This window comes from Rhodococcus koreensis (assembly GCF_017068375.1).
GTDB lineage: Bacteria > Actinomycetota > Actinomycetes > Mycobacteriales > Mycobacteriaceae > Rhodococcus_F > Rhodococcus_F koreensis.
In genome coordinates this window covers 3,974,380-3,997,680 of sequence record NZ_CP070609.1, presented here as the reverse complement: position 1 = coordinate 3,997,680, position 23,301 = coordinate 3,974,380, and the positions used below count along the sequence as shown (strand labels likewise).

Below are 23,301 nucleotides of genomic sequence, written 5' to 3'. Positions count from 1 at the left end.
AACCGCCCGGTTCGGGGTGCTGTCGTCTGTCCAGGGGTGCGGCCGCGCGGGCAGCGCCGAACGAGGACCGCCGAGTTCGGCGATATGTGACAAAGAAACCGGGCGGCGGAAACGGTGCAATTGCCTTACAGAGACGAGCCCAGGAGGAATCGTGGAATCCAGGAAGATTCGGGTCGGTATCGACACCGGCGGAACATTCACCGACGTCGTGGCTGTGGACGAGGAGTCCGGAGCCGTCGTCACCACCAAGACACCCTCGACGCCTGCCGACCCGGCGCAGGGATTCCTCACCGGAATCGAGAAGGTGCTCGCCAAGCTCGGCGAGACCGGCGACGCGATCGGCGCCGTCAGCCACGGCACCACCGTCGCCACCAACAAGCTCCTCGAAGGCAAGGTCGAGAACCTCGGGTTCATCACCACCGAGGGGTACGAGCACGTCCTCGAGATCGCCCGCCAGTCCGTCCCCGACGGCTACGGCAACTCCTACTTCTGGGTCAAGCCCGACCGCATCGTCCCCGCCGACCGCGTCCGCACCATCGGCGGCCGGCTCGCGTTCGACGGCAGCGAGATCCGCCCCCTCGTCGAGGACGACGTCCGCCAGGCGGCCCGCTTCTTCGCCGACCGCGGCATCCGCACCATCGGCGTGTGCCTGATGCACTCCTACGCCAACCCGAGCCACGAGAACCGCGTCCGGGATCTTCTGCTCGAGGAATACCCCGAGGCGACGGTGAGCATCTCCAGCCAGGTGCTGCGCGAGTACCGCGAATACGAGCGGTCCATCACCACGCTCGTCGACGCGGCCGTGAAGCCGAACATCCGCAACTACGTGAACAACATCGCGAACCGGCTGCGCGAATTCTCCTCCGACGAGGGCGAGGCCCGCGACATCCCGTTCTACGTGATGAAGTCGAACGGCGGCGTGCTGTCCGCGAAGGAGGTCGTGCACCAGCCCATCACGACCGTGCTGTCCGGCCCGGCGGCCGGCGCGCTCGGTGCGGCGCTCATCGCCAGCGTCGCGGGTGTCGAGCAGGTCCTCACGTGCGACGGCGGCGGAACGTCGACCGACGTCACCGTCGTGGTCCGCGGCGAGCCCGCGCTCACCACCGAGGGCCGGGTCGGGGCGTACCCGTCGAAGATCCCGATGATCGACGTCGTCACCGTCGGCGCAGGCGGCGGCTCCATCGCCTGGCAGACCCCCGAAGGCACGCTGCGCGTCGGACCGCAGTCGGCGGGCGCCGACCCCGGCCCGCTCTGCTACGGCAAGGGCGGCAGCGAGCCGACCATCACCGACGCCCACGTACTGCTCGGCCGCATCCCACCCCACCTGCTCGGCGGCGAGATCCCCCTCGACACCGAACTGGCCCGCAAGGGCGTCGAGCAGCTCGCACACCAGCTGAAGCTCGACTTCGAGGCCTGCGCCACCGGCATCCTCGAGGTGTCGGCGTGGAACCAGGCCAACGCACTGCGGCAGATCACGGTCAAGCGGGGCCTCGACGTCCGCGACTTCACCCTGGTGACGTTCGGCGGCTCCGGGTCGCTGCTCGCCTGCCGGCTCGTCGACATCCTCGGTCTCAAGGACGTCCTCGTCCCGCTGAACCCGGGCAACGTGTCCGCGTTCGGACTGCTCACCGTCGACGTCCGCAACGACTACGTGCAGACCCACGTCTGCCGGCACGACCGGCTGGAGATCGCCGAACTGCAGTCGGGGCTGGACGCGCTCGCCGCCGAGGCGGAAATCGCACTCGCCGACGAGGGCTTCGGCGAGGCAGAGCGCAAGTACGCGCGTTCGGCCGACCTGCGCTACCTCGGCCAGGCGTTCGAGGTGCGGGTGCCCGTCGGGGACGGTCCCGTCACCCCGGAGCTGATGGACGAGGCCGCGGAGCGGTTCCACCAGGCGCACAAGGAGCTGTACGGGTACGACTTCCGCGGCGACCCGCATCAGCACGTGGAGTGGGTGAACCTGCGCGTCAGCGGCATCGGCCCGATCAAGCGCCCGACGCTGAACGAGATCGCGGCGGGCACGGGAGCGGAGTCCGCCGTGACCGGCACCCGCCCGGCGTACTTCGACGAATGGGTCACCACCCAGGTCTACGACCGGGCCAAGCTCGGCGCCGGCGACGTGCTCGAGGGCCCGGCGGTGATCGAGGAATTCAGCTCCACCATTCCCGTGCACCCCGGATTCCGGGCACGGATCGACACCTTCGGAAACATCCGCATCACCAAGATCGCCGACTCGAACGGAGCGAACCGATGACCGTCACCACCGAACCCGTTGCAGTGCAGCCGGTCAAGCCCTACCGGCTGACACCGGTCGACGGTACGACGCCCGACCCGGTGCTGGTGGAGATCGTCGCCGGCTACCTCGCCAGCGTCGAGATGGAGGTCGAGACGTCGATCTCGCGGACCTCCCGCTCCCCGATGATCCGCGACGCGCACGACTTCCGCGCCGGCATCCACGACCGCAACCTCCGGAAGCTCACCGGCCGTTCGTATTCGGCGCTCGTGCATCCGGTGGCGCGGGACTTCCCGCTCGACACCATGAAGCCCGGCGACGTCTACTTCCACAACGACGTCTACCTGTCCGAAGGCGGCATCGGCCACCTCCCCGACCTCTGCGTCACCGTCCCGGTGTTCGCGACCCGGCCGGGCGAGGAGGAACCGTCCGTCGTCGCGTTCGTGCAGGCGTTCGGCCACCACGACGACATCGGCGGCTGCTGCCCGGGATCGATGCCGTCCGGCGCGACCACGGTGTACGAGGAGGGCCTGATGGTCCCGCCGATCAAGCTGTGGGATCAGGGTGTGCCCAACGAGGCCGCACTGCGCATCATGACCCGCAACTCGCGGATGCCCGACGCGCTGGCCGCCGACCTGGACGCCGAATGCTCGGCGTGCCTCATGGGCGCCCGTCGCCTCACCGAGCTGTTCGAGCGGTACGGCTGCGACACCGTCGAGGCCTGCTTCGACGCGATGATGGACGCGACCACCGAGACGTACCGGCGGGAGATCCTCAGCAAGATCCCCAAGGGCGAATACACGTGGGAGGACTACGCCGAACACGACGGCGTCGACGAGCCCATGCTGCACCGCCAGCGGATCACGCTCACCAAGACCGGCCCGGAGGACGAGGGCGGCGAACGCCTCATCCTCGACTTCAACGGCACCGGCCCGCAGGCCAAGGGTCCCATCAACCACTGCGGTGACTACGCCGACGGCAACTTCCTCATCAAGTGGCTCGCACCGATCCTGCGCAACCTCGCCGACAGTCCCGAGCGGATGGCGGAACTCGACGTCAACGAGGGCGTCGTGCCGTTGATCGAGATGAAGTTCCCGGAGAAGGGCACGCTGATCACGCCGATCTTCCCGGCGCCCACCAACGCCCGGACGTTCGTGATCCTGCGGCTGCTCGGCGTGCTCGCCGGCGTCGTCGCGAAGGCCGTCGACGGGAACATGCCCGCCGACCAGGAGACCATCCGCTACACCGGGGTGTACGGCGAGGACTTCGACGGGCACTCGTACCTGATGCGCGAGGTGCTCGGCGGCGGGTCCGGCGGCAGGCACTACGCGGACGGCGAGGACACCATCCACGTCGTTCCCGACTCGCGGAACCTGCCGACCGAGTTCACCGAGAGCCGGTTCCCGTTCATCGTCGAGAAGCTCGGCCTGGCGAAGGACTCCGGCGGCGCCGGACGCTACCGCGGCGGCCTGGGCTACGAGAAGCACATCCGGATGCTCAAGGACGCCAACTTCATGTCCATCGCCGACCGCTCGATCCTCTCCTGCTGGGGAGTCAAGGGCGGCAAGGCCGGACGGCCGTTCTCGGTGGTCCTCGACCCGGGCGGCCCGAACGAGCGCGAGTTCGACGCGCTCACCGACGCCGAACCGATCAAGGCCGGCGAGGTGGTGCGCATCCGCACCACCGGCGGCGGCGGCTGGGGCGACCCCCTCGACCGTCCCATCGAGGAAGTCGTCCGGGACGTGCTGTGGGGCAAGGTGTCCGCGGAGGGTGCCCGCGCCGACTACGGTGTGGTGCTGACGTCGTCGACCGAGGAACCGGTCGCGGACGTCGACGCCACCGAGGCGCTGCGCGAGCAGATGCGCGACAGCCGCGGACTGGACGAGCCGTTCTTCGACCGCGGTCCCGGTTACGAACGCCTCTCCGGCGGTGCGAAGTTCGCCGAGTTCGACTTCATCGACCGGTGATCCGATGACCGAGTCACTCTCCCGCGGCGCCGGCATCGCCGTCGTCGGCGCCGCGGGGAAGACCGGAGCCGCCGTCGTCGCGGCGCTCGAGGGACTCGCCGACGTACGCCGGGTGGTGCACACCGCCCGGCGTTCCGGCGATTTCGCCGTCGACCTCGAGACCGGTGCGGGACTGGCCGACGCGCTGTCGGGGTGCCGGGGCGTGTACTTCATCGCCCCGAATGTGCATCCCGACGAGCCGGCCCTCGTGCGCCGGGTTCTCACGGCCGCCGCCGACGCGGGCGTCGAGCATTTCGTCTACCACTCGGTCGCGTGGCCCTACACCCCGGCGATGCCGCACCACGTCGACAAGGCGCGGTGCGAGGACATGCTCCGGACGTTCGGCGGGCTCCGGTGGACGATTCTGCAGCCGTGCGCGTACGCGGAGAACTTCGCGTCGGTCCTCGACGGCACGGCCACCGAGGTCGACGTGCCGTACAGCCCCGACGCGAGGTTCTCGTTCGTCGCACTCGCGGACGTCGCCGAGGTGGCGGCGCGAGTGCTGATGGAGGGCCCGGACATCCACCACGGCGCCACCTACGAACTCGGTGGCCCGGAGGCCCTCACCGTGCGGGAACTGTGCGACCGGGCGGCCGGTCCGGTGTCGGTGAAGCAGGTGTCCGTCGACGAGTGGATGTCGCGGCACGGGCGCGACCTGACGGACGACGGTCGCGCCCGGTTGTCCGCGATGTTCGAGTTCTACGACCGGCACGGCTTCACCGCGGGCAATGCCGTGTTCGAGTCGCTGCTGGGCCGCCCACCCAGGTGAGCGGCAAAGCGTGCCGGGGGCACACTTTGCCACTCACATGGGGTCAGACGCCGATCCGGCCGCCCGACTTCCACACCGCCACGACGGCGGGACGCGGCTGCATATCGCCGCCGTCGGGCCAGTGCGACGCCGGGTTGTCGGCGCTCGCGTCGTCCAGTTCACCCGGGTGCTGCACGCACACCGTGACCCGCTCCTCGCTGACGATCGGACCGCACGTCTCGGCGCCCTTGGGCACGGAGAGGAACTGCTTGGTCTCCCCGCGGTTCGCGCCGTCGAGGACGACGCTGAACAGGCCGTCGTTCGACTTCAGCGCGTTGCCGTCGGTGGAGATCCACAGGTTGCCGTGCGGGTCGAACGCCAGGTTGTCGGGGCAGGAGATCGGGCTGACGCTCTCCTTGTCGAACCCGCCGAAGTAGGTGTCGGCCGCCGTCGGGTCGCCGCACACGAGCAGCAGATTCCACGTGAACGCGGTGCCGGCGTGGTCGTCGGTCAGTTCGAGGACCTGGCCGTTCTTGTTGTTGTTCCGCGGGTTGGCCCCGTCGGCGGCCGCGGCGCCGTCGACGCCGCGCTTGGTGTTGTTGGTCAGCGCCACGTACACCTTGCCGGTTGTCGGGCTGGGCTCGAAGTCCTCGGGGCGGTCCATCTTGGTGGCACCGACCTTGTCGCCGGCCTGACGGGTGAACACCGCCACCTCCTCGGCGCTCATGCCGTCGACGAGTGACTCGCCCCGGCCGTCCTCACCGGTGCGCAGCAGCGGGATCCACTCCCCGGTGCCGTCGAACGTGCCGCTCGTCGGCAGCGCCCCCGACCCGTCGATCTCGTCCGCGGAGTTGCCGGCGAACTTCGCGACGTACAGGGTGCCCGCGTCGAGCAGCGTCATGTTGTTGCGGACGGCGGCCTGGCTGTTGCCGTCCATCATCTTCCGGCTGGAGACGAACTTGTACATGTAGTCGAAGCGTTCGTCGTCGCCGCTGTACGCCACGACGGTGCCGTCGTCGGTGACGTGGATGGTGGCGGCCTCGTGCTTGAACCGGCCCAGCGCCGTGTGCTTGACGGGCGCGGACGTCGCGTCCCACGGGTTGACCTCGACGACCCAGCCGAAGCGGTTGACCTCGTTCGGCTCCTGGGCGAGGTCGAAACGCTTGTCGAATCGCTCCCACTTGCGTTCGGATGCAGCACCTTCCACGCCGTACCGCTTCAGTCGCGGGGCGACGGTGGGGTCGGTGACCAGTTCGGCGTTCGCGAAGTACTGGTTGAAGTTCTCCTCCCCCGACAGCACCGTGCCCCACGGGGTGACGCCGCCGGAACAGTTGTTGAGCGTGCCGAGCACCTTGGTGCCCGTCGGGTCCGCGGACGTCTTCAGGAAGTCGCTGCCCGCGGCGGGACCGGTGACGACGAATTCCGTCGTCGCCGTGATGCGCCGGTTGTACGGCCCGAAGTCGGGAGTGAGCGCGCCCGAGCCGGATTCACCCTTCACCTGCACCACGGACAGTCCGTGGGCGGCGAGCGCCGTCTGGAACTGCTCCGGCGACGGGTTCTCGGCGTCGTATCCCTTGAACATGAACGGCTCGGTGGTGTACTCGTGGTTGACCACCAGCAGGAAGGTGTTCGGCTGCCCCTCGACCGGCAGCAGTCCGGCGAAGTCGTTGTTGAACCCGAACTGCTGCGCCTGCGCCTGGGCGGTCTGGTTGTCGAAGTCGAATGCGGGGGCCCCGGGCAGCACTGGGTCGCCCCAGCGGATCACGACGGCCTGCTCGTACCCCTCGGGGACGACGACGGCGTCCTCGGTGTTGGGGGCGACGGCACCGAAGTTCGTTCCCGCCGGTGTGGCGCCGTCCGAACCCCCCGTGCCGGAGACACTTCCGCTGCCGGAGTCGTCCGAGCAGGCGGCCAGCGCACTGCCCGCGCCGACGGCGAGGACGGCCATCCCCGTCCCGCGCAGCATTCCGCGCCGCGACAGGGCGGTGCGGGCGATGTCACGGAAGTACTCGCCGTGCGAGGTGTTGGGCACGTCGTGGGAGCACGCGTTTCCGCACTTGTACTGGCAGGTGACGGAGGCGCGTGAGGACGCGCCGTCATGGTTGACGAACAGTGCGAGGGGTTTCAAACTCACCGTGGCTCCCGATTCGAATGCGGACAACTCCGGCACCGTAGAAGTCGTAAGCGAGGGAAAGGGAACGTAGGTGTGAACGCGCGGACAACGAGGCGACCCTAAGTCTGGAGTGATTTACGTCTAGCCAGCAGCCCGGACGGCGTGCACGATGGATAGATGGACGCCGTCGATGCGCTGCGGGAAATTGCGTTCTGGCTCGAGCGTTCGCGCGACGAGGGACCCAGGATCGGCGCCTTCCGCCGGGCGGCCGATGTGCTCGAGTCGTCGACCGCCGAGGAGCGGGAAGCCCTGGCGGCGAACGGCTGGGTATATCTGCCCGACATCGGCTCCGAGGCGGCCGCGATCATCCGTGAGTGCGCCGATGCGGTGCCGCTGTACCTGACGTATCTGCGCGGTTCCGCGGAGCCGATCGGTCTCGGCGGAACGGAACTGCTCGAGGCGCTCCGCGGCGACCTGCACACCCATTCGGATTGGTCGGACGGCCGGTGCCAGCTCCGGGAGATGATGCGGCGCGCGGCCGCGCTGGGGCACGACTACTGCGCGATCACCGACCACTCGCCGCGGCTGACGGTCGCGAACGGGCTGTCGTCGGAGCAACTGCTCGTCCAGTTGAACGTGGTCGCCGAACTGAACGTCGAACTCGCGCCGTTCCGGGTGCTCACCGGAATCGAGGTCGACATCCTCGACGACGGCACCCTCGACCAGGACGACGACGTGCTCGCCGACCTGGACATCGTGGTCGCGAGCGTGCACTCGCATCTGGACACCGACCGGGCGACGACGACCAAGCGGATGCTGCAGGCCGTCAAGTCTCCGCACGTTGACGTGCTCGGGCACTGCACCGGCCGCCTCGTCGAGGGGGTGCGGGGACCGCGGCCCGAATCGAAGTTCGACGCGGAACGGGTGTTCGACGCGTGCCGCGAGTACGGCACCGCGGTGGAGATCAACTCCCGACCCGAGCGCCGCGACCCGCCGGGACGCCTGATCGACCTCGCATTGAACAGCGGCTGCAAGTTCTCCATCGACACCGACGCGCACACCACCGGGCACCTCGCCTGGCAGGGCTACGCCTGCGAGCGCGCCGCGGAGCGCGGAGTCGAGCCGTCGGATGTGATCAACACCCTGCCCGTGGCCGAGTTGCTGGAGTGGACCGGCGCGCCGATTCGGCAATGATCCGTGTCGTGCTGATCGCGGCCGCGGTGATGGCACTGCTGATCGCCGCGGCGTGGGTGCTGCAGCGAAAACTGATCTACTACCCCGACACCACCCCGGTGCCCCCCGCCGGCCGGCTGATCGCCGGGGCGGAGGACGTCACGCTGACCACGTCGGACGGCCTCGAACTCGGTGCCTGGTACGTCCCGCCCGCGGTCGGCGAGCCGCGCATGACCGTCCTCGTGGCCGCCGGGAACGCCGGCAACCGGGCCGACCGGGCACTGCTGGCCTCGGACCTCGCCGCCGCGGGTTTCGCCACCCTGCTCTTCGACTACCGCGGGTACGGCGGCAACCCCGGTCAGCCCAGCGAGGAGGGGCTGGCACTCGACGTCCGGGCCGCTCGCCGGCACCTCGTCGACGAACGTCGCGTGCCGCCGGGGCGGCTGCTCTACTTCGGCGAAAGCCTCGGAACCGGCGTCGTCACCGAACTCGCCACCGAGCACCCGCCCGCCGGACTGCTGCTGCGGTCGCCGTTCGCCGACCTCGCCGCCGTCGGCAGGGCGCACTACCCGTTCCTGCCGGTTCGGTTGCTGCTACGCGACCGATTTCCCGTCGCCGAGTTCGTCGCACGCATCGACGTGCCTGTCACCGTGGTCTACGGGACGGCGGACACCATCGTCCCGCCGGAGCAGAGTGCCCGCGTCGCCGAAGCCGCGCTCGGCGACGTCGACACCGTCGTGCTGTCCGGCGCGGGGCACAACGACGACATGATGTTCGGCGGCCCGGAGATCGTCCGCGCCACCGCCGAACTCGCCGCGAGGGCGCTCCGCGCCCCGTGAGCCTTTTTGGTTGTTCCAGGGGCTGTTGCAAAATTCCGGGTCGGGGTGTCCGCGTGTCACCATGGTCTGACCTGGGGTTCCTGGATAATGTGTTGGTGGCCAAGGGATATCGACCGGTGAATCGTGATCAGCAGTTCCTGTTGCCGCCGGACATGCGGGAGTGGGTGCCGCCCACGCATCCGGTGTGGACGGTGATCGAGATCGTCGACGAGCACCTCGACACCTCGGCGTTCCACGCTTCTCGTCGCACCGGGGGCGCCGGCCGGGCCGGGTACGACCCGGACATGCTGGTGACCCTGCTGATCTGGGCGTGGTCGCGGGGGATGCGGTCCTCCCGGCAGATCGAGCGGGCCTGCACCGAGGTGGTGTCCTACCGGGTGATCTGCGCCGGCGACACCCCCGACCACGTGACGATCTCCCGGTTCCGCAAGGACAACCACACCGCCTGTCAGGACCTGTTCACGCAGGTCCTGATCCTGGCGGCGTCGCTGGGGTTGGGGCGGCTCGAAACGATCGCGTTGGACGGGGTGAAGATCGCCTCGAACGCCTCGAAGGACGCCAACCGCACCGAGGCCGGGCTCCGCAAGGCCGCCGCCGCCGAGGCCGCGCGGATCGCCGCGGCCGCCGCGGCGGCGCACGCGGCCACCGATGACGCCGAGGACGACCTCTACGGCGAGGACGATCCGGGCTCGGGCCAGGTGCCGGCGGAGTTGGCCGATCCGGGCACCCGGTCGGCGCGGATCGCGGAGGCGTTGGCGCAGCTCGACGCGGACAAGCGGGCCGAGCAGTCCGAGCGGGACGGGAAGTCACGGCACTACCTGGCCCGGCTCGACGCCGGCCAGACGGTGATGGGCCGGGTCCCGGTCGGGGCCGAGGTCGCCGCCGCCGAGCGGCGACTGGCCCAGGCGGTCACCGCCCAGCAGGCGGTGCTCGACCGATACGAGGAGCGCACCGCGTCCGGGGCCCGGGGCGGGTTCGTCCCGAAACCGGTCGACGAGCACCACCTGGTCCGGCGGCGGCGCACCGAACTCGACACCGCCCTGCGCAAGCAGGCCGCACGCGATGCCACCGCCGGGCAGCGTCGCCGCAACACCACCGACCCCGACTCGCGGCTGCAGCCACTACGCGGCGGCGGCTGGCTGCAGGGCTACAACTGCCAGGCCTTCACCAGCGTGGACGGGGTGATCCTGGCCACCGGGGTCGGGACCGGCCCCGCCGACTACGACTACTTCCCCGAGATGGTCGACAAGGCCGGTAAGGCCGCGCAAGTGATCGACACCACCCGCCGCCACACCAACCCGAACCCCGCCCCCGCTCCGGCTCCGGCTCCGGCCCCGGCTCCGGCCCCGGCTCCGGAGGAGTTGATCGGGGTGATGCTCTTCGACGCCGGCTACTGCTCCCGCGAGAATCTGACCGCCCCGGGCCCGGACCGGTTGATCGCCACCGGCAAAGCCCGTGACCTCGAAACCGCGGCGGCCGAGAACCCGGTCACCGGATCCCCACCACCACAAGCCGATCCGATCGCAGCGATGACCCACCGACTGCGCACCGAGGCCGGCATCGCCACCTACCGCCAACGCTCACCCATCGCCGAAACCGTGTTCGGGCACGCCAAACACAACCTCGGATTCCGCCGGTTCACCAGCCGCGGCCTCGACCGGGCCCGCAGCGAATGGGCCTTCCACGCCGCGGTCCACAACATCGGCAAGATCCTCACCCACCTGACCGCAGGAAACACCCTCCCGGCCACCACCTGACCAGGCGGGGCCACCCCCGCCCGCACCGGCACCCGCCACAAGCCACGAGAGGGCCACACCACCCTCACTCAATTCCGCAACATCCCCTCCAGCTACCAAAAAGGCGCACGGGGGCGTCAGCGCACGATCACGACGTCCAGCGTCCGGGGACCGTGCACGCCTTCGACGCGGTTGAGTTCGATGTCGCTGGTGGCGCTGGGACCGCTGATGAACGTCAGCGGTGTGGTCGCGTCGAGGGTCTGGAAGGCCTGCGGCACGGTGTCGACGATGTGGTCGGTGCGCACGATGCAGATGTGGTGATCCGGGACCAGCGTCAGCGCCCGGCGTCCCTGACCGGCGCCGCCGTCGAGCACGATGGTGCCGGTGGCCGCGATTCCGAGGGTGCAGCCGGTGACGACCACGTCGATGGCGTCGAGTTCGAGCGTCGACAGTTCGGCGGGGGCGCCGTCGACGACGACGTCACGTCGCGGCCGCCACGACTGCGGCAGGTCCGGTGGGACGACGGCCCGCTTCCCCTCCGCGATCAGTCCGGTGACGATCTCGGCGACGGTGGTCTCGTCGGCGCGGTGGACCTGTGCGCGGTAGTCGTCGACGGTGTGGGCGAACAACTCGACGTCGCCGGGGCCGGACGCGGGCTCGCGGTGGTAGTCGCGGGGAACGGGGTCGGGGGCCGGCGCGTCGGCGAGCGCCGACCGGATCCGGGACAGTATCTCTGCGCGTGCGGTCATCGTGTCGTGTCCTCGTGTGTGCGGGCCCACCATTGTCGGAACGTTTCCTTCGGCGGGGCGGGCAGGTCGCGGCTCGCGGTCCATTTCGATGCCGGGTACGGCAGCGACGTGATGCGTCCGGACCGGCCGCCCAGCACCCGGCCGACCTTGGCCGCCGTCTCGGCGGCGGCGAACCGTTTCTCCGAACCCATCACGAAGCCGGCGGCTTTCATCGCGAGGTCCTGGCCGCCGGGAAGTCCGTGCCGTTCGGAGTCGACCTGTTCCGCGCGTAGGTGCACGAGGATGCTGGGGATGTCGATGCGGACCGGGCAGGCGTCGAAGCAGGCGCCGCACAGGGTGGAGGCGTAGGGCAGTGAGGCGTTCGGGTCGTCGTGGCCGGTGGTCCCGGTGAGTTGTGGGCTGAGGATCGCGCCGATCGGCCCGGGGTAGACCGACCCGTACGCGTGCCCGCCCGCCCGCTCGTAGACGGGGCACACGTTCAGGCAGGCGCTGCAGCGGATGCAGTGCAGTGCCGCCCGCCCGGTCTCGTCCGCGAGGACGTTGGTGCGACCGTTGTCGAGGAGGACGACGTGGAAGTTCTGCGGGCCGTCGCCGGGGTGCACCCCGGTCCACATGGAGGTGTACGGGTTCATCCGCTCGGCGGTGGACGACCGGGGCAGCAGTTGCATGAACACCTCGAGGTCGGTGAACGTGGGGACCAGTTTCTCGATGCCCATGAGCGTGATGAGGGTGTCGGGGAGGGTCAGGCACATCCGTCCGTTGCCCTCCGACTCCACCACCGCGAGGGTCCCGGTTTCCGCGATTCCGAAGTTCGCGCCGCTGATCGCGACCTTGGCGGACAGGAACTTTCGCCGCAGGTGCGCCCGCGCGGCCATCGCCAGCGCGCGGGGGTCGTCGGTGATGTCCTTGTCGACGCCCGGCATCGCGTTCAGGAAGATCTCGCGGATTTCGGCGCGGTTGCGGTGGATGGCGGGAACGAGGATGTGGCTCGGTTTGTCCTCGCCGAGTTGGACGATGAGTTCGGCGAGGTCGGTTTCGATGGCCGCGATCCCGTTCTCCTCGAGATGCTCGTTCAGGCCCGTCTCCTGGGTGGCCATCGACTTGACCTTCACCACCTCGTCGGAGCCGGTGGCCCGCACGAGGTCGGTGATGATCCGGTTCGCCTCCTCCGCGTCGCGCGCCCAGTGGACGGTGCCGCCGTGGGCGGTGACGTTCTCCTCGAACTGCACGAGCAGTTCGGGGAGCCGGGCCATCACGTCCGCCTTCAGGGCGCTGCCGGCCCGGCGCAGTTCCTCCCAGTCGTCGACCTCGGCGACCGCGGCGATCCGTTTGTTGCGGATGGTAGTGGTGGCGGCGCCGAGGTTGGCGCGCAGCTGGGTGTCGGTGAGTGCCTTCCGTGCGGCGTCGGGGAAAGATTCTGTGCCCCGGATGTTTCCGGTGCCGGCGTGGAAGGTGGGTGAGCCGAGGAACGTGGTCATGCGTTGCTCCCGATCTTCTCGGTGCTCGCCAGGATCTCGGCGAGGTGGACGGTGCGGACCCCGCTGCGCAGCCGGGACAGCCCGCCGCCGATGTGCATCAGGCAGGACGAGTCGCCGGCGCTGCACACCTCGGCGCCGGTGCTCAGGATGTTGCCCATCTTGTCGGCGAGCATCGCGGTCGACGTCTCGGAGTTCTTCAGCGCGAACGTTCCGCCGAAGCCGCAACAGGATTCGGCCGCGGGTAGCTCGATCAGGGTCATCCCCCGCACCGCGCGCAGCAGTTGCAGCGGTTTGTCGGCGACCCGCAGCATCCGCAGCGAGTGGCACGTCGGGTGGTACGTCACCCGGTGCGGGTAGTAGGCGCCGACGTCGGTGACGCCGAGGACGTCGACGAGCAGTTCCGACAGCTCGTACGTCCGGGACGCGATCTCCTCGACGCGGGTCGCGAGCGATTCGTCGCCGTACCGGCGGGCGACCATCGCGTGCTGGTGCCGGACGGATCCGACGCACGAACCGGACGGGGCCACCGCGACGTCCCACGACGGTCCGCTCTCGAACGCCTCCACGTGGTGACGGACGAGCGGCAGCGCCTCGGCCTGGTAGCCGGTGTTGACGTGCATCTGCCCGCAGCACGTCTGCTTCGGCGGGAACACGACCTCGTGGCCGAGCCGCTCGAGCAGGCGGACCGTGGAGGTGGCGGATTCGGGGAACAGGGCATCCGCCAGGCAGGTGGCGAACAGGGCGATTCTCATCGGGTACTCCAACCGGGCTGGGCTGTGGTCTGACCACAGTAGCGCACTGTGGTCAGACCACACCAGGTAAACTTCGGTCGTGCGCACACACGAGGTCGTCCTGCACCGCATCGAGCAGGATCTGGCGGCCGGCAAACTCACCGTCGGCGGTCGTCTGCCCGCCGAGCGCGCACTCGCCGAGGAACTGGGCGTCGGACGCTCGTCCGTCCGCGAGGCCATCCGCGTGCTCGAGGCGATGGGCATCGTCCGCACCGCCGTCGGCTCCGGACCGGACGCAGGCGCGATCGTCGCCGCCGACCCGGCCGCGTCCATCGGCGCGGCCCTGCGGCTGCACATGGCGACGCGCACCCTGCCGATCCGCGACGTCGTCCAGACGCGCACGCTGCTCGAGTCGTGGGCGGTGCAGGAAGCCGCCGGACAGTCCGGTGACCTCGACTTCTCGGCCATCGACACGCTGCTCGACGCGATGGACGACGAGGACCTCTCCCCGGAGGCGTTCCACCGTCTCGACGCCGACCTGCACGTCGCGATGGCCGGGCTGGCCGGCAACGTTCTCGTCGAGGCGATGATGGTCTCGCTCCGCGACTCCATTCACGGCTACGTCATGCAGGCCGTGCCGCTGCTCGACGACTGGCCCGCGGTCGCGACCCACCTGCGCTGCGAGCACCGCGGCATCGTCGCCGCCCTCCGCGGCGGACACGGCGCCGAGGCCGCCGGCTTGGTGCGGGAGCACATCGAGGGGTTCTACGGGCGCTTCGCGCCCGTGCGTGGGTAACGAGTCTCTGGACTCGTCAACCGCTCACGGGGCGGTACGCCCCCAGGATCTGCGCCTCGGCGTCTTCGAGGTAGGTCTTGAGCAGCTGACCAGCGGCTTCGGTGTTGCCGGCGACGAGGGCGTCGTAGATCTCGTGGTTGCGGGTGAGGTACGGCCCGTGGAATCGGTGGGCGTCGTCCATGACGTGGAAGACGAGCCGTGCCTCGTTCCAGACGCTGCGCATGAGTTCGTCGATGCGGTTGCTGTTGTTGAGGCTCGCGAGGGCGCTGTGGAAGTGGATGTCGGCGGTGCCGACGCCGGTCCAGTCCTCGACGGCGTGCCGTTCGTCGGCCAGGTCCAGGGCCTCGGCGACGCCGGACAGGTCGCCGGTGGCGGGGTCGAATCCGTTGACGCCGGCGCATTCGACGACGCGCCGGCAGATGTAGAGCTCGGTGATGTCCTCGGCGGTGGGTACGCGGACGAAGACGCCGCGGTTGAGTTCGTGCGCCACCAGCCGGTCTTCGATCAGGATCTGGAAGGCCTCACGGACGGTGTTGCGGGAGACGTCGAGGGCGGCGCAGATGTCGGGTTCGGACAGTCGCGCCCCTGGTTGGAACGTTCCGTCGATGATGGCGTCCCGCAGAATGCCGGCGACCCGCGTGGTCCTGCTGGTGCGTTCGAGCAGGCCGCGGTGAGCGGCCAGGCGGGAATGCGCATCGCCGCGAAGGGCATTCGAGCTGGTCAAGTCCACTCCTCAGGTTTCGATCTCGACCGCAATCATAGTTGTCAGCTCGGTTCCGCGATTTCTTCCAGGATAACAATCCTCTCGAGGTATTGCAGGATCGTTGAACGATTTGTACCGTGATGGGAGTTACATCGGATTCTTCGAGCAGTTACATCCCTTCTTCAGGCGAGGTGCCATGACCACAGATACACAGACCGAGGTCGCGCAGGCGCGCCCCTTCGACTGGTTCCGCACCCTCGGGCCGAAGGGAAAAAGAGCCTTCATCGGCGCGTTCGGCGGATACGGGCTCGACTCCTACGACTTCCAGGTCCTCCCGCTCGGCCTCGCGGCCATCGCCGCCTACTTCGGCCTCACCACCGGTCAGGCAGGCCTGCTGACCACCGTGACGCTGGTGGTGTCCGCGCTCGGCGGCGCCCTCGCCGGCATCCTCGTCGACAAGATCGGCCGGGTCCGCACGCTGCAGGTCACCGTCGCGACGTACACGATCTTCACGGTGCTGTGCGGCTTCGCGCAGAACTTCGAGACGCTGCTGATCTTCCGCGCCTTCCAGGGCCTCGGCTTCGGCGGTGAGTGGGCGGCAGGCGCGATCCTCGTCGCCGAATACGCCCGCGCCGAGTACCGTGGCCGGGCCGTCGCCTTCGTGCAGAGCGCGTGGGCCGTCGGCTGGGCGCTGGCCGTGATCGTCTACACCGTCGTCTTCCAGCTGTTCGACCCCGACGTCGCGTGGCGCGTGCTGTTCTTCACGGGTGTGCTGCCCGCCTTCCTCATCATCTGGGTGCGCCGGAATCTGAAGGACCCCGAGGTCGTCACGGAGCGCCGCGAGTCCGCGGGCAAGCAGACGGGCTCGTTCGCGGCCATCTTCCGCGGCGGACTGCTCCGCACCACCGTGCTCGCGTCGCTGCTCGCCACCGGTGTGCAGGGCGGCTACTACACGCTGGCGTCCTGGCTGCCGACGTTCCTCAAGACCTCGCGCGGACTCGACGTCGTCGGCACCGGCGGCTACCTGGCGATCCTCATCTCCGGAGCGTTCCTCGGCTACGTCAGCGGCGGCATCCTCACCGACAAGCTGGGCCGCAAGCGGACCATGCAGCTGTTCGCGTTCCTGTCGGCGATCTTCATGGTCGGCTACACCCAGGTGCCCGAGGGTGCGAACATGCTGATCCTGATCCTGGGCTTCCCGCTCGGCTTCTGCACGTCGGCGATCTTCAGCGGATTCGGATCGTTCTTGTCCGAGCTGTACCCGACGCAGTCCCGCGGCACCGGCCAGGGCTTCACGTACAACTTCGGCCGCGCGGTCGGCGCCGTGTTCCCCGCCGTCGTGGGTTTCCTGGCCGCCACCCAGCTGGGCATCGGAGGCGCGATGATCTTCGGCGCGCTCGGTTACGCCATCGCCGTGTTCGCCCTGTTCTTCCTCCCCGAGACCCGCGGGAGCGAACTTGCCTGACTCGCCGACCGACCTCCGCTCCGCGTTCCGCTCGGGACGCGTCACCCCGACCGCCGGTCTGGCACCCGGATTCGCGCAGACGAATCTCATCGCCGTCCCGCAGGACTGGGCATACGACGTGCTGCTGTTCACCCAGCGCAACCCCAAGCCGTGCCCCGTCCTCGACGTCGGCGACGCCGGCTCCCGGACGACGATGCTCGCCCCCGGCGCCGACATCGCAACGGATCTGCCGCTGTACCGGGTGTGGAAGGACGGCGAACTCGCGGACGAGACCACGGACGTGTCCTCGCTGTGGCGGGACGACCTCGTCGCGTTCCACATCGGGTGCAGCTTCACGTTCGAACACCCGGTGGCCGCTGCCGGGGTGCCGCTCCGGCACGTCGAGCAGGGCAGCAACGTCCCGATGTACGTCACCGACCGCGAGTGCAGGCCCGCGGGCCGGGTCAGCGGGCCGATGGTGGTGTCGATGCGACCCGTCCCCGAACACCAGGTGGCGCTCGCGGCGGCGATCTCGGCGCGGATGCCCGCCGTCCACGGTGGCCCCGTGCACGTCGGTGATCCCGCGGAACTCGGCATCGCCGATCTCGCGGCCCCCGACTTCGGCGATCCGGTGAACTTCGAGCCCGGCGACGTCCCGATGTTCTGGGCCTGTGGGGTCACCCCGCAGGCGGCGGTGATGGCGTCCCGGTTGCCGTTCGCGATCACCCACGCACCCGGGTACATGCTGATCACCGACACCCCGGACAGCGAGTACGTCCTGGAGGTCCCCGATGCGCGTTGACCTGAACTGCGACCTCGGCGAGGGCTTCGGGCAGTGGACGCTGGCCGACGACGAGGCCCTCCTCGACGTCGTCACCAGTGCGAACATCGCGTGCGGGTTTCACGCGGGCGATCCGATGATCATCCGCAAGGCCTGCGAGAGCGCGGCCGAGCGAGGCGTCGCGATCGGGGCGCACGTGGGCTTCCGGGATCTGGCCGGATTCGGCCGGCGCGAACTCGCGGTGTCGCCTGCGGATCTTCGCGATGAGACGCTGTACCAGATCGGCGCGCTCGCCGGGTTCGCCCGCGCCGCCGGATCCTCGGTGACGTACGTCAAACCGCATGGTGCGCTCTACAATTCCGCGGCACTCGACTTCGAGCGGGCCGATGCGGTCGCGTCGGCCATCGACGAGTTCGCCGAGCCGCTCACGCTGATGGGACCACCCGGATCGCAGTTGCAGCGGGCCGCGGAGGCGCACGGCATCGAGTTCGTCGCCGAAGGGTTCGCCGACCGCCGCTACACCGCCGCGGGCACGCTGACCCCGCGCTCGGTGCCCGGCGCCGTCATCGACGATCCCGACGTCGCCGCCGCCCAGGCCGTGCGGATGGTGTCGACCGGAACGGTGGAGTCGATAGACGGCGACGACGTCGCGGTCGCGGTGCGCAGCATCTGCGTGCACGGCGACACGCCCGGGTCCGTGCACACCGCGCGCCGGGTCCGTCACGCGCTGGAGAGTGCCGACGTCACGCTCGGATCCTTCACATGACCACCCCCACCCGGATCCTCCCGGCGGGCGATCGGGCCCTGCTCGTCGAACTCGACTCGGAACCCCTGGTCGTGTCGCTGACCGAACGCCTGCGCCGGACACCGGTTCCCGGTATGGAGGACGTGCTGCCCGCGGCGCGCACGGTGCTCGTCACCACCACACCGCGGACCGACCTCGACGAGGTGCGCCGCGCGCTGCGGACGTTGACCGTCGACCTCGAGGTGCACGACCACACCGGCGTCCCCGAATCGGAACCGATCACCATCCCGGTCCGCTACGACGGCGCCGATCTCGCCGATGTCGCCGACCTTCTGCGGATGAGCCGCGAGGACGTGATCGCCGCCCACACCGCCGCCACCTGGCGTTGTGTATTCATCGGATTCGCACCGGGTTTCGGCTACCTGAGTTGCGGCGACGACCGGCTCACCGTGCCCCGGCGCGCGCAGTCACGCACCGTGGTGCCCGCCGGGTCCGTGGCCCTCGCCGGCGGCTACGGCGCGGTGTATCCGCGGTCCTCACCCGGCGGATGGCAGATCATCGGAACCACGGACTCCCCGATGTGGAACCTCGACGCGGAACCCCCGGCGCTGCTGCAGCCGGGACGTCGCGTCCGATTCGTCGACGAGGAAACGCTGTGAGTGAACTCGAAGTACTCGAAACGGGTCCGCTCAGCCTGATCCAGGATCTCGGCCGCCCCGGCTACCTGAGTTCGGGTGTCGGCGTGTCCGGCGCCGCCGACCGCGGGTCCGCGAGGCTCGCGAATCGTCTGGTCGGGAACGACGAGAACGGCGCGTGCATCGAGGTGCTGATGGGCGGGCTCGCCCTGCGTGCGCAGGCGGTGACGACCGTCGCCGTCACCGGTGCCCCCGCCACGGCGCTGCTCGACGGCATCCCGATGGGTCACGCGAGCGTCATCGTGATGCAGCCGGGGCAGACGCTGCGGTTGCAGTATGCGCACGTCGGGCTGCGCAGCTACGTCGGGGTCCGCGGTGGCCTCGCGGTGCCGGACGTGCTCGGCTCCCGCAGCACCGACACCCTCTCCGGGATCGGGCCGGAAGCGTTGAAGCCCAACGACGTCCTGCCCGTCGGCACGTGGACGAGGAACTTCCCGAACGTCGACGTCGCGCCCCTCCCCGCGATGGACCCCGGACCGCTGTCGGTGCGGGTCATCGGCGGCCCCCGCGACGACTGGTTCACCAACCCGGACGCGCTGACCACGGGTGCGTGGGCGGTCTCCCCGGACACCGACCGCATCGGCGCCCGGCTGAACCGGCACGCCGGCGCACCTGCCCTGCAGCGGACGTCCGAGGCCGAACTCCCCACCGAGGGCGTCGCACTCGGGTCCATCCAGGTTCCGCCGAGCGGGCAGCCCGTCGTGTTCCTCGCGGACCATCCCATCTCCGGCGGTTACCCCGTCATCGGCGTCGTCGCGGACGAGGACATCGACCGGATCGCCCAGGCCCGCCCAGGCCAACTGATTCGCTTCACCACTGCGTGATCGGCTGCGCGCCGATCCCACTACAGGAGATCACCCCATCGCCATGAACAGCATCGGCACGGAACTCGACACACCCTGGTCCCACGAGTTGTGGCGCAACACGCTGCTTGCGGAACCGCACCGTCAGGGCACCGCGGTCGCGCGCCACTACGCGTCCGCGCTGCCGATCAGCTACGCCACCGAAACCGATCCGGCACAGGCGATCCGCGACGTCGCCGCGGTGGAACGTCTCGACGTCGACAGTGTGGCGCTGACGTTCACCACCACCGAGGCGTCCGCGCCGTACGAGAACCTCAAGATCTACGCCGTCGGGAAACCCGCACCGCTCAACGAGGTGCTGCCGATCCTGTCCAGCCTGGGCGTCAACGCCCTCGACGAACGTCCGGCCGCGCTGACCCGGCCGGACGGCAGTCGCGCCTGGATCTACGACCTGACCGTCGACCTGCCGGCCGTCACGGACGGCCACGGGTCCACTCGGGACGGCCGGATCGCGGACGCGTTCCGCGCGGCGTGGACGGGTGAGACCGAGGTGGACGGGTTCAACGCCCTTGTCCTGCACGCCGGGCTCGGCTGGCGTCAGGTGACCGTCCTGCGGGCGTACGCCGCATACCTGCGGCAGGCCGGGCTCCCGTACAGCCGCAGCAACGTCGAACGAGTCCTGCTGGGCAACACCGGCATCACCCAACTCCTCGTCGAGTTGCACGCACTCCGGCTCGACCCCAGCCTGGAACAGGACGCCGCCGCGGAGAGCGCGCTCGAAGACCGCATCTCGGCCGCGATCGACGCCGTCGCCGGAATCGACGCCGACCGGATCCTGCGGGCCCTGCTGTCCCTGATCCGCGCCACCACCCGCACGACCTACTACGCCGGCGACCCCCGGCCCGGGCGCGCCCTCGCGTTCAAGTTCGACTCCTCGTCGATCGACGAATTGCCGCTGCCCCGGCCGAAATACGAGGCCTACGTGTACTCGCCGCGGATGGAGGGCGTGCACCTGCGGTTCGACGACGTCGCCCGCGGCGGCCTCCGGTGGTCCGATCGGCGCGACGACTTCCGCACCGAGATCCTCGGACTCGTGAAGGCGCAGGCGGTCAAGAACGCCGTCATCGTCCCCGCCGGGGCGAAGGGCGGCTTCGTCGTCAAGAACCCGCCCGCGGCGACCGGCGACGCCGCCGCCGACCGGGAGGCGATGCTGGCGGCCGGAATCTCCTGCTACCGCGAATTCATCTCGAGCCTCCTCGACATGACCGACAACCTCGACATCGCGACCCGGCACGTGATCGCGCCGGACGGCATCGTCCGCCGCGACGGCGACGACACCTACCTCGTGGTCGCCGCGGACAAGGGCACCGCGGCGTTCTCGGACGTCGCCAATGCCGTCGCGCTCGCGCGCGGGTACTGGCTGGGCGACGGTTTCGCGTCCGGCGGGTCCGTCGGCTACGACCACAAGGCGATGGGCATCACCGCCCGCGGCGCGTGGGAGAGCGTCGTGCAGCACTTCCGTGAGATGGGCGTCGACACCCGCACCGACGACTTCACCGTCGTCGGGATCGGCGACATGAGCGGCGACGTGTTCGGCAACGGGATGCTGCTCAGCCCCCACATCCGCCTCGTCGCCGCGTTCGACCACCGCCACGTCTTCATCGACCCCGATCCCGACCCGCAGACGTCCTGGGACGAGCGGGCGCGGCTCTTCGGCCTCGGCAGGTCCAGTTGGAAGGACTACGACAGGGCGGTCCTCAGCGAGGGCGCGATGATCGTCGACCGGTCGGCGAAGTCGGTTCGGCTCACACCGCAGGCGCGGCGCGCGCTGGGGATCGACACGGATCGGGCGCTCACCACCGTCGAACTCGTCCGCGCCGTCCTCGGTGCGCCCGCGGACCTGCTGTGGAACGGCGGCGTCGGCACGTACGTCAAGGCCACGTCGGAGAGTCACGCGGACGTCGGCGACAAGTCGAACGACGCCGTCCGGTTGGACGCGCCCGCGCTGCGCGTCCGGGTGGTCGGCGAGGGCGGCAACCTCGGCCTCACCCAACTCGGCCGAATCGAATACGCGCGCCACGGCGGTCGTGTCAACACCGACGCACTCGACAACTCGGCCGGTGTCGACTGCTCCGACCACGAGGTCAACATCAAGATCGCCCTCGCGGGCGCCACCGCCGACGACACGCTCACCGCGCAGGATCGTCGAGAACTGCTGTCCGACATGACCGAAGACGTCAGCAGGCTCGTCCTCGCCGACAACCGCAGCCAGAACGAGATGATGAGCCTCAACCGGGCGCAGGCGGCGACGCTCGTCAGCTTCCACTCCCGCATGGTCGACGACCTGGAACGGCGCGGCCACGTGGACCGCGCGATCGACGTGCTCCCGACGTCCGCCCAGTTCGGTGCCCTCGAACGCGAGCAGAAGGGCCTGACCAGCCCGGAACTGGCGCAGCTCACCGCGCAGGTCAAGCGGTTCATCAAGAGCGAGTTGTCGGGCACCACGCTCCCCGACAACAAGGTCTACGCCGGCCGGCTCCACGACTACTTCCCGCCGCGGCTCGGCCGCGAGTACGCGCACACGGTCGCCGCGCATCCGCTGCGCCGGGAGATCGTCACCACGTCGGTCGTCAACGACATGGTCGACCGTGCCGGGATGACGTTCGCCTTCCGGCTGCGGGAGGAGACCGGCGCCGACTCGGCGGAGGCGGTGAACGCCTTCACCGCCGTCACCGAGATCTTCGACCTCGGAGCGACTTTCGCGCGGATCCGGGCGGCGGCCGACACGACCCCGGCGTCCGGGACGAACGCGCTGACCGTGCAGACCCAGCGGCTGATCGACCGGGCGTCGCGGTGGCTGACCACGCACCGGCCGCAACCGCTGCCGCTCGAGGCCACCATCGCCCGCTACCGGCCGGTGGTCCGCGAACTCGGACCCCGCGTGCGGGAATGGTTGCAGGGCGACGAGATCACCGCCGTCGAGGGCCGAACCGAGGCCCTGACGTCGCGGGGTGCGGACGCCGGGATCGCCGCCGACGTCGCGGACCTCCTGCACACGTACTGCCTTCTCGACATCGTGGACATCGTGGACATCGCGGAGATCTCCCAGCACCGCGCGGAGGACGTCGCGGAACTGTATTTCGCGCTGTCGGCGCACCTGCACATCAACACCGCGCTGACCGCCGTCACCGCGCTCCCGCGGCTGGACCGGTGGCACGCCCTCGCCCGCCTCGCCCTGCGCGACGACCTCTACAGCTCGCTGCGCGCCATCACCCTCGACGCGCTGTCCGTCAGCGAACCCGGCGACGCCGCGGCCGACAAGGTCGACCAGTGGGAGCAGCACAACGCCGCCCGGCTCGCCCGCGCGCGGGCGCTGCTCACCGAGATCGAGTCGGAGGTCGCCACCGAACCCACGCTGGCGCTGATCTCCGTCGCGGCCAGGCGGATCCGGGCGATGACGCGGTAGGCGCTTCGCGCCCGTGCGTGCTCAAGGAGTCTCTGGACTCGCTAACCACGCACGGGCCGCGG

General features: G+C 69.8%; 18 protein-coding genes. 13 read left to right on the top strand and 5 right to left on the bottom strand.

All coding sequences use genetic code 11. The annotated features are described in order from the left end of the window. The first annotated feature begins 151 nt into the window (after positions 1 to 151). Genes JWS14_RS18365 through JWS14_RS18355 form a run of 3 tightly spaced genes read left to right on the top strand, consistent with a single transcriptional unit; the run spans position 152 to position 5,008 of the window. On the top strand, positions 152 to 2,254 hold the full coding sequence (locus JWS14_RS18365) for a hydantoinase/oxoprolinase family protein (protein ID WP_206014010.1): 2,103 nt from the start codon (positions 152 to 154) through the stop codon (positions 2,252 to 2,254). Beyond that, on the top strand, positions 2,251 to 4,200 hold the full coding sequence (locus JWS14_RS18360) for a hydantoinase B/oxoprolinase family protein (RefSeq protein ID WP_206014009.1): 1,950 nt from the start codon (positions 2,251 to 2,253) through the stop codon (positions 4,198 to 4,200). The genes JWS14_RS18365 and JWS14_RS18360 overlap by 4 nt, the downstream gene beginning before the upstream one ends. A 4-nt stretch (positions 4,201 to 4,204) precedes the next feature. Continuing rightward, entirely contained in the window at positions 4,205 to 5,008 is an 804-nt protein-coding gene (locus tag JWS14_RS18355) for an NmrA family NAD(P)-binding protein (protein WP_206014008.1), read from the top strand. Between the two features lie 43 nt (positions 5,009 to 5,051). On the opposite strand, the gene JWS14_RS18350 is transcribed toward JWS14_RS18355, so the two are convergent. Continuing rightward, on the bottom strand, positions 5,052 to 7,121 hold the full coding sequence (locus JWS14_RS18350; RefSeq protein WP_206014007.1) for a PhoX family protein: 2,070 nt from the start codon (positions 7,119 to 7,121) through the stop codon (positions 5,052 to 5,054). A 156-nt stretch (positions 7,122 to 7,277) separates the two neighbouring features. Here JWS14_RS18350 and JWS14_RS18345 point away from each other — a divergent pair, with 156 nt between their 5' ends. The 3 genes from JWS14_RS18345 to JWS14_RS18335 all read left to right on the top strand — a co-directional run bounded on the left by JWS14_RS18345 (position 7,278) and on the right by JWS14_RS18335 (position 10,869). Continuing rightward, positions 7,278 to 8,294 carry a PHP domain-containing protein gene (locus tag JWS14_RS18345; RefSeq protein WP_072945131.1) on the top strand — a complete coding sequence of 339 codons (1,017 nt, stop codon included), beginning with the start codon at positions 7,278 to 7,280 and terminating at the stop codon, positions 8,292 to 8,294. Next, entirely contained in the window at positions 8,291 to 9,112 is an 822-nt protein-coding gene (locus JWS14_RS18340; RefSeq protein ID WP_206014006.1) for an alpha/beta hydrolase, read from the top strand. Before JWS14_RS18345 ends, JWS14_RS18340 begins: the two co-directional genes overlap by 4 nt. A gap of 89 nt (positions 9,113 to 9,201) precedes the next feature. Then, positions 9,202 to 10,869, top strand: coding sequence for a transposase (locus JWS14_RS18335; protein ID WP_420855139.1), 1,668 nt, complete (start codon positions 9,202 to 9,204; stop codon positions 10,867 to 10,869). A 116-nt stretch (positions 10,870 to 10,985) separates the two neighbouring features. Here the strand turns inward: JWS14_RS18335 and JWS14_RS18330 are convergent, their stop codons facing one another. The 3 genes from JWS14_RS18330 to JWS14_RS18320 are packed head-to-tail and all read right to left on the bottom strand — an operon-like array spanning position 10,986 to position 13,827. Next, entirely contained in the window at positions 10,986 to 11,597 is a 612-nt protein-coding gene (locus JWS14_RS18330) for a LutC/YkgG family protein (RefSeq protein WP_206014004.1), read from the bottom strand. Further along, a complete protein-coding gene (locus JWS14_RS18325) occupies positions 11,594 to 13,075 on the bottom strand; it encodes a LutB/LldF family L-lactate oxidation iron-sulfur protein (RefSeq protein ID WP_095861499.1) in 1,482 nt (493 codons plus the stop codon). The genes JWS14_RS18330 and JWS14_RS18325 overlap by 4 nt, the downstream gene beginning before the upstream one ends. After that, positions 13,072 to 13,827: a (Fe-S)-binding protein gene (locus tag JWS14_RS18320; RefSeq protein ID WP_206014003.1), complete on the bottom strand. Its 756-nt coding sequence runs from the start codon at positions 13,825 to 13,827 to the stop codon at positions 13,072 to 13,074. The genes JWS14_RS18325 and JWS14_RS18320 overlap by 4 nt, the downstream gene beginning before the upstream one ends. A gap of 79 nt (positions 13,828 to 13,906) precedes the next feature. Between JWS14_RS18320 and JWS14_RS18315 the strand changes: the two genes are divergently transcribed. Then, positions 13,907 to 14,602 carry a FadR/GntR family transcriptional regulator gene (locus JWS14_RS18315; RefSeq protein WP_206014002.1) on the top strand — a complete coding sequence of 232 codons (696 nt, stop codon included), beginning with the start codon at positions 13,907 to 13,909 and terminating at the stop codon, positions 14,600 to 14,602. Between the two features lie 16 nt (positions 14,603 to 14,618). On the opposite strand, the gene JWS14_RS18310 is transcribed toward JWS14_RS18315, so the two are convergent. Next, entirely contained in the window at positions 14,619 to 15,332 is a 714-nt protein-coding gene (locus tag JWS14_RS18310) for a GntR family transcriptional regulator (RefSeq protein WP_206014001.1), read from the bottom strand. A gap of 94 nt (positions 15,333 to 15,426) precedes the next feature. Here JWS14_RS18310 and JWS14_RS18305 point away from each other — a divergent pair, with 94 nt between their 5' ends. Genes JWS14_RS18305 through JWS14_RS18280 form a run of 6 tightly spaced genes read left to right on the top strand, consistent with a single transcriptional unit; the run spans position 15,427 to position 23,239 of the window. Beyond that, positions 15,427 to 16,770 (top strand): MFS transporter, encoded by a 1,344-nt coding sequence (locus JWS14_RS18305; RefSeq protein WP_338051172.1) that lies wholly within the window; start codon positions 15,427 to 15,429, stop codon positions 16,768 to 16,770. Beyond that, on the top strand, positions 16,763 to 17,551 hold the full coding sequence (locus JWS14_RS18300) for a putative hydro-lyase (RefSeq protein ID WP_072945144.1): 789 nt from the start codon (positions 16,763 to 16,765) through the stop codon (positions 17,549 to 17,551). The genes JWS14_RS18305 and JWS14_RS18300 overlap by 8 nt, the downstream gene beginning before the upstream one ends. Next, positions 17,541 to 18,296 (top strand): LamB/YcsF family protein, encoded by a 756-nt coding sequence (locus JWS14_RS18295; protein ID WP_072945146.1) that lies wholly within the window; start codon positions 17,541 to 17,543, stop codon positions 18,294 to 18,296. Before JWS14_RS18300 ends, JWS14_RS18295 begins: the two co-directional genes overlap by 11 nt. Further along, on the top strand, positions 18,293 to 18,934 hold the full coding sequence (locus JWS14_RS18290; RefSeq protein ID WP_072945148.1) for a 5-oxoprolinase subunit B family protein: 642 nt from the start codon (positions 18,293 to 18,295) through the stop codon (positions 18,932 to 18,934). The genes JWS14_RS18295 and JWS14_RS18290 overlap by 4 nt, the downstream gene beginning before the upstream one ends. Then, positions 18,931 to 19,794, top strand: coding sequence for a 5-oxoprolinase subunit C family protein (locus JWS14_RS18285; protein WP_206014000.1), 864 nt, complete (start codon positions 18,931 to 18,933; stop codon positions 19,792 to 19,794). Before JWS14_RS18290 ends, JWS14_RS18285 begins: the two co-directional genes overlap by 4 nt. 43 nt (positions 19,795 to 19,837) lie before the next feature. Beyond that, positions 19,838 to 23,239, top strand: coding sequence for an NAD-glutamate dehydrogenase domain-containing protein (locus JWS14_RS18280; protein ID WP_206013999.1), 3,402 nt, complete (start codon positions 19,838 to 19,840; stop codon positions 23,237 to 23,239). The last annotated feature ends 62 nt before the right edge of the window (positions 23,240 to 23,301 follow it).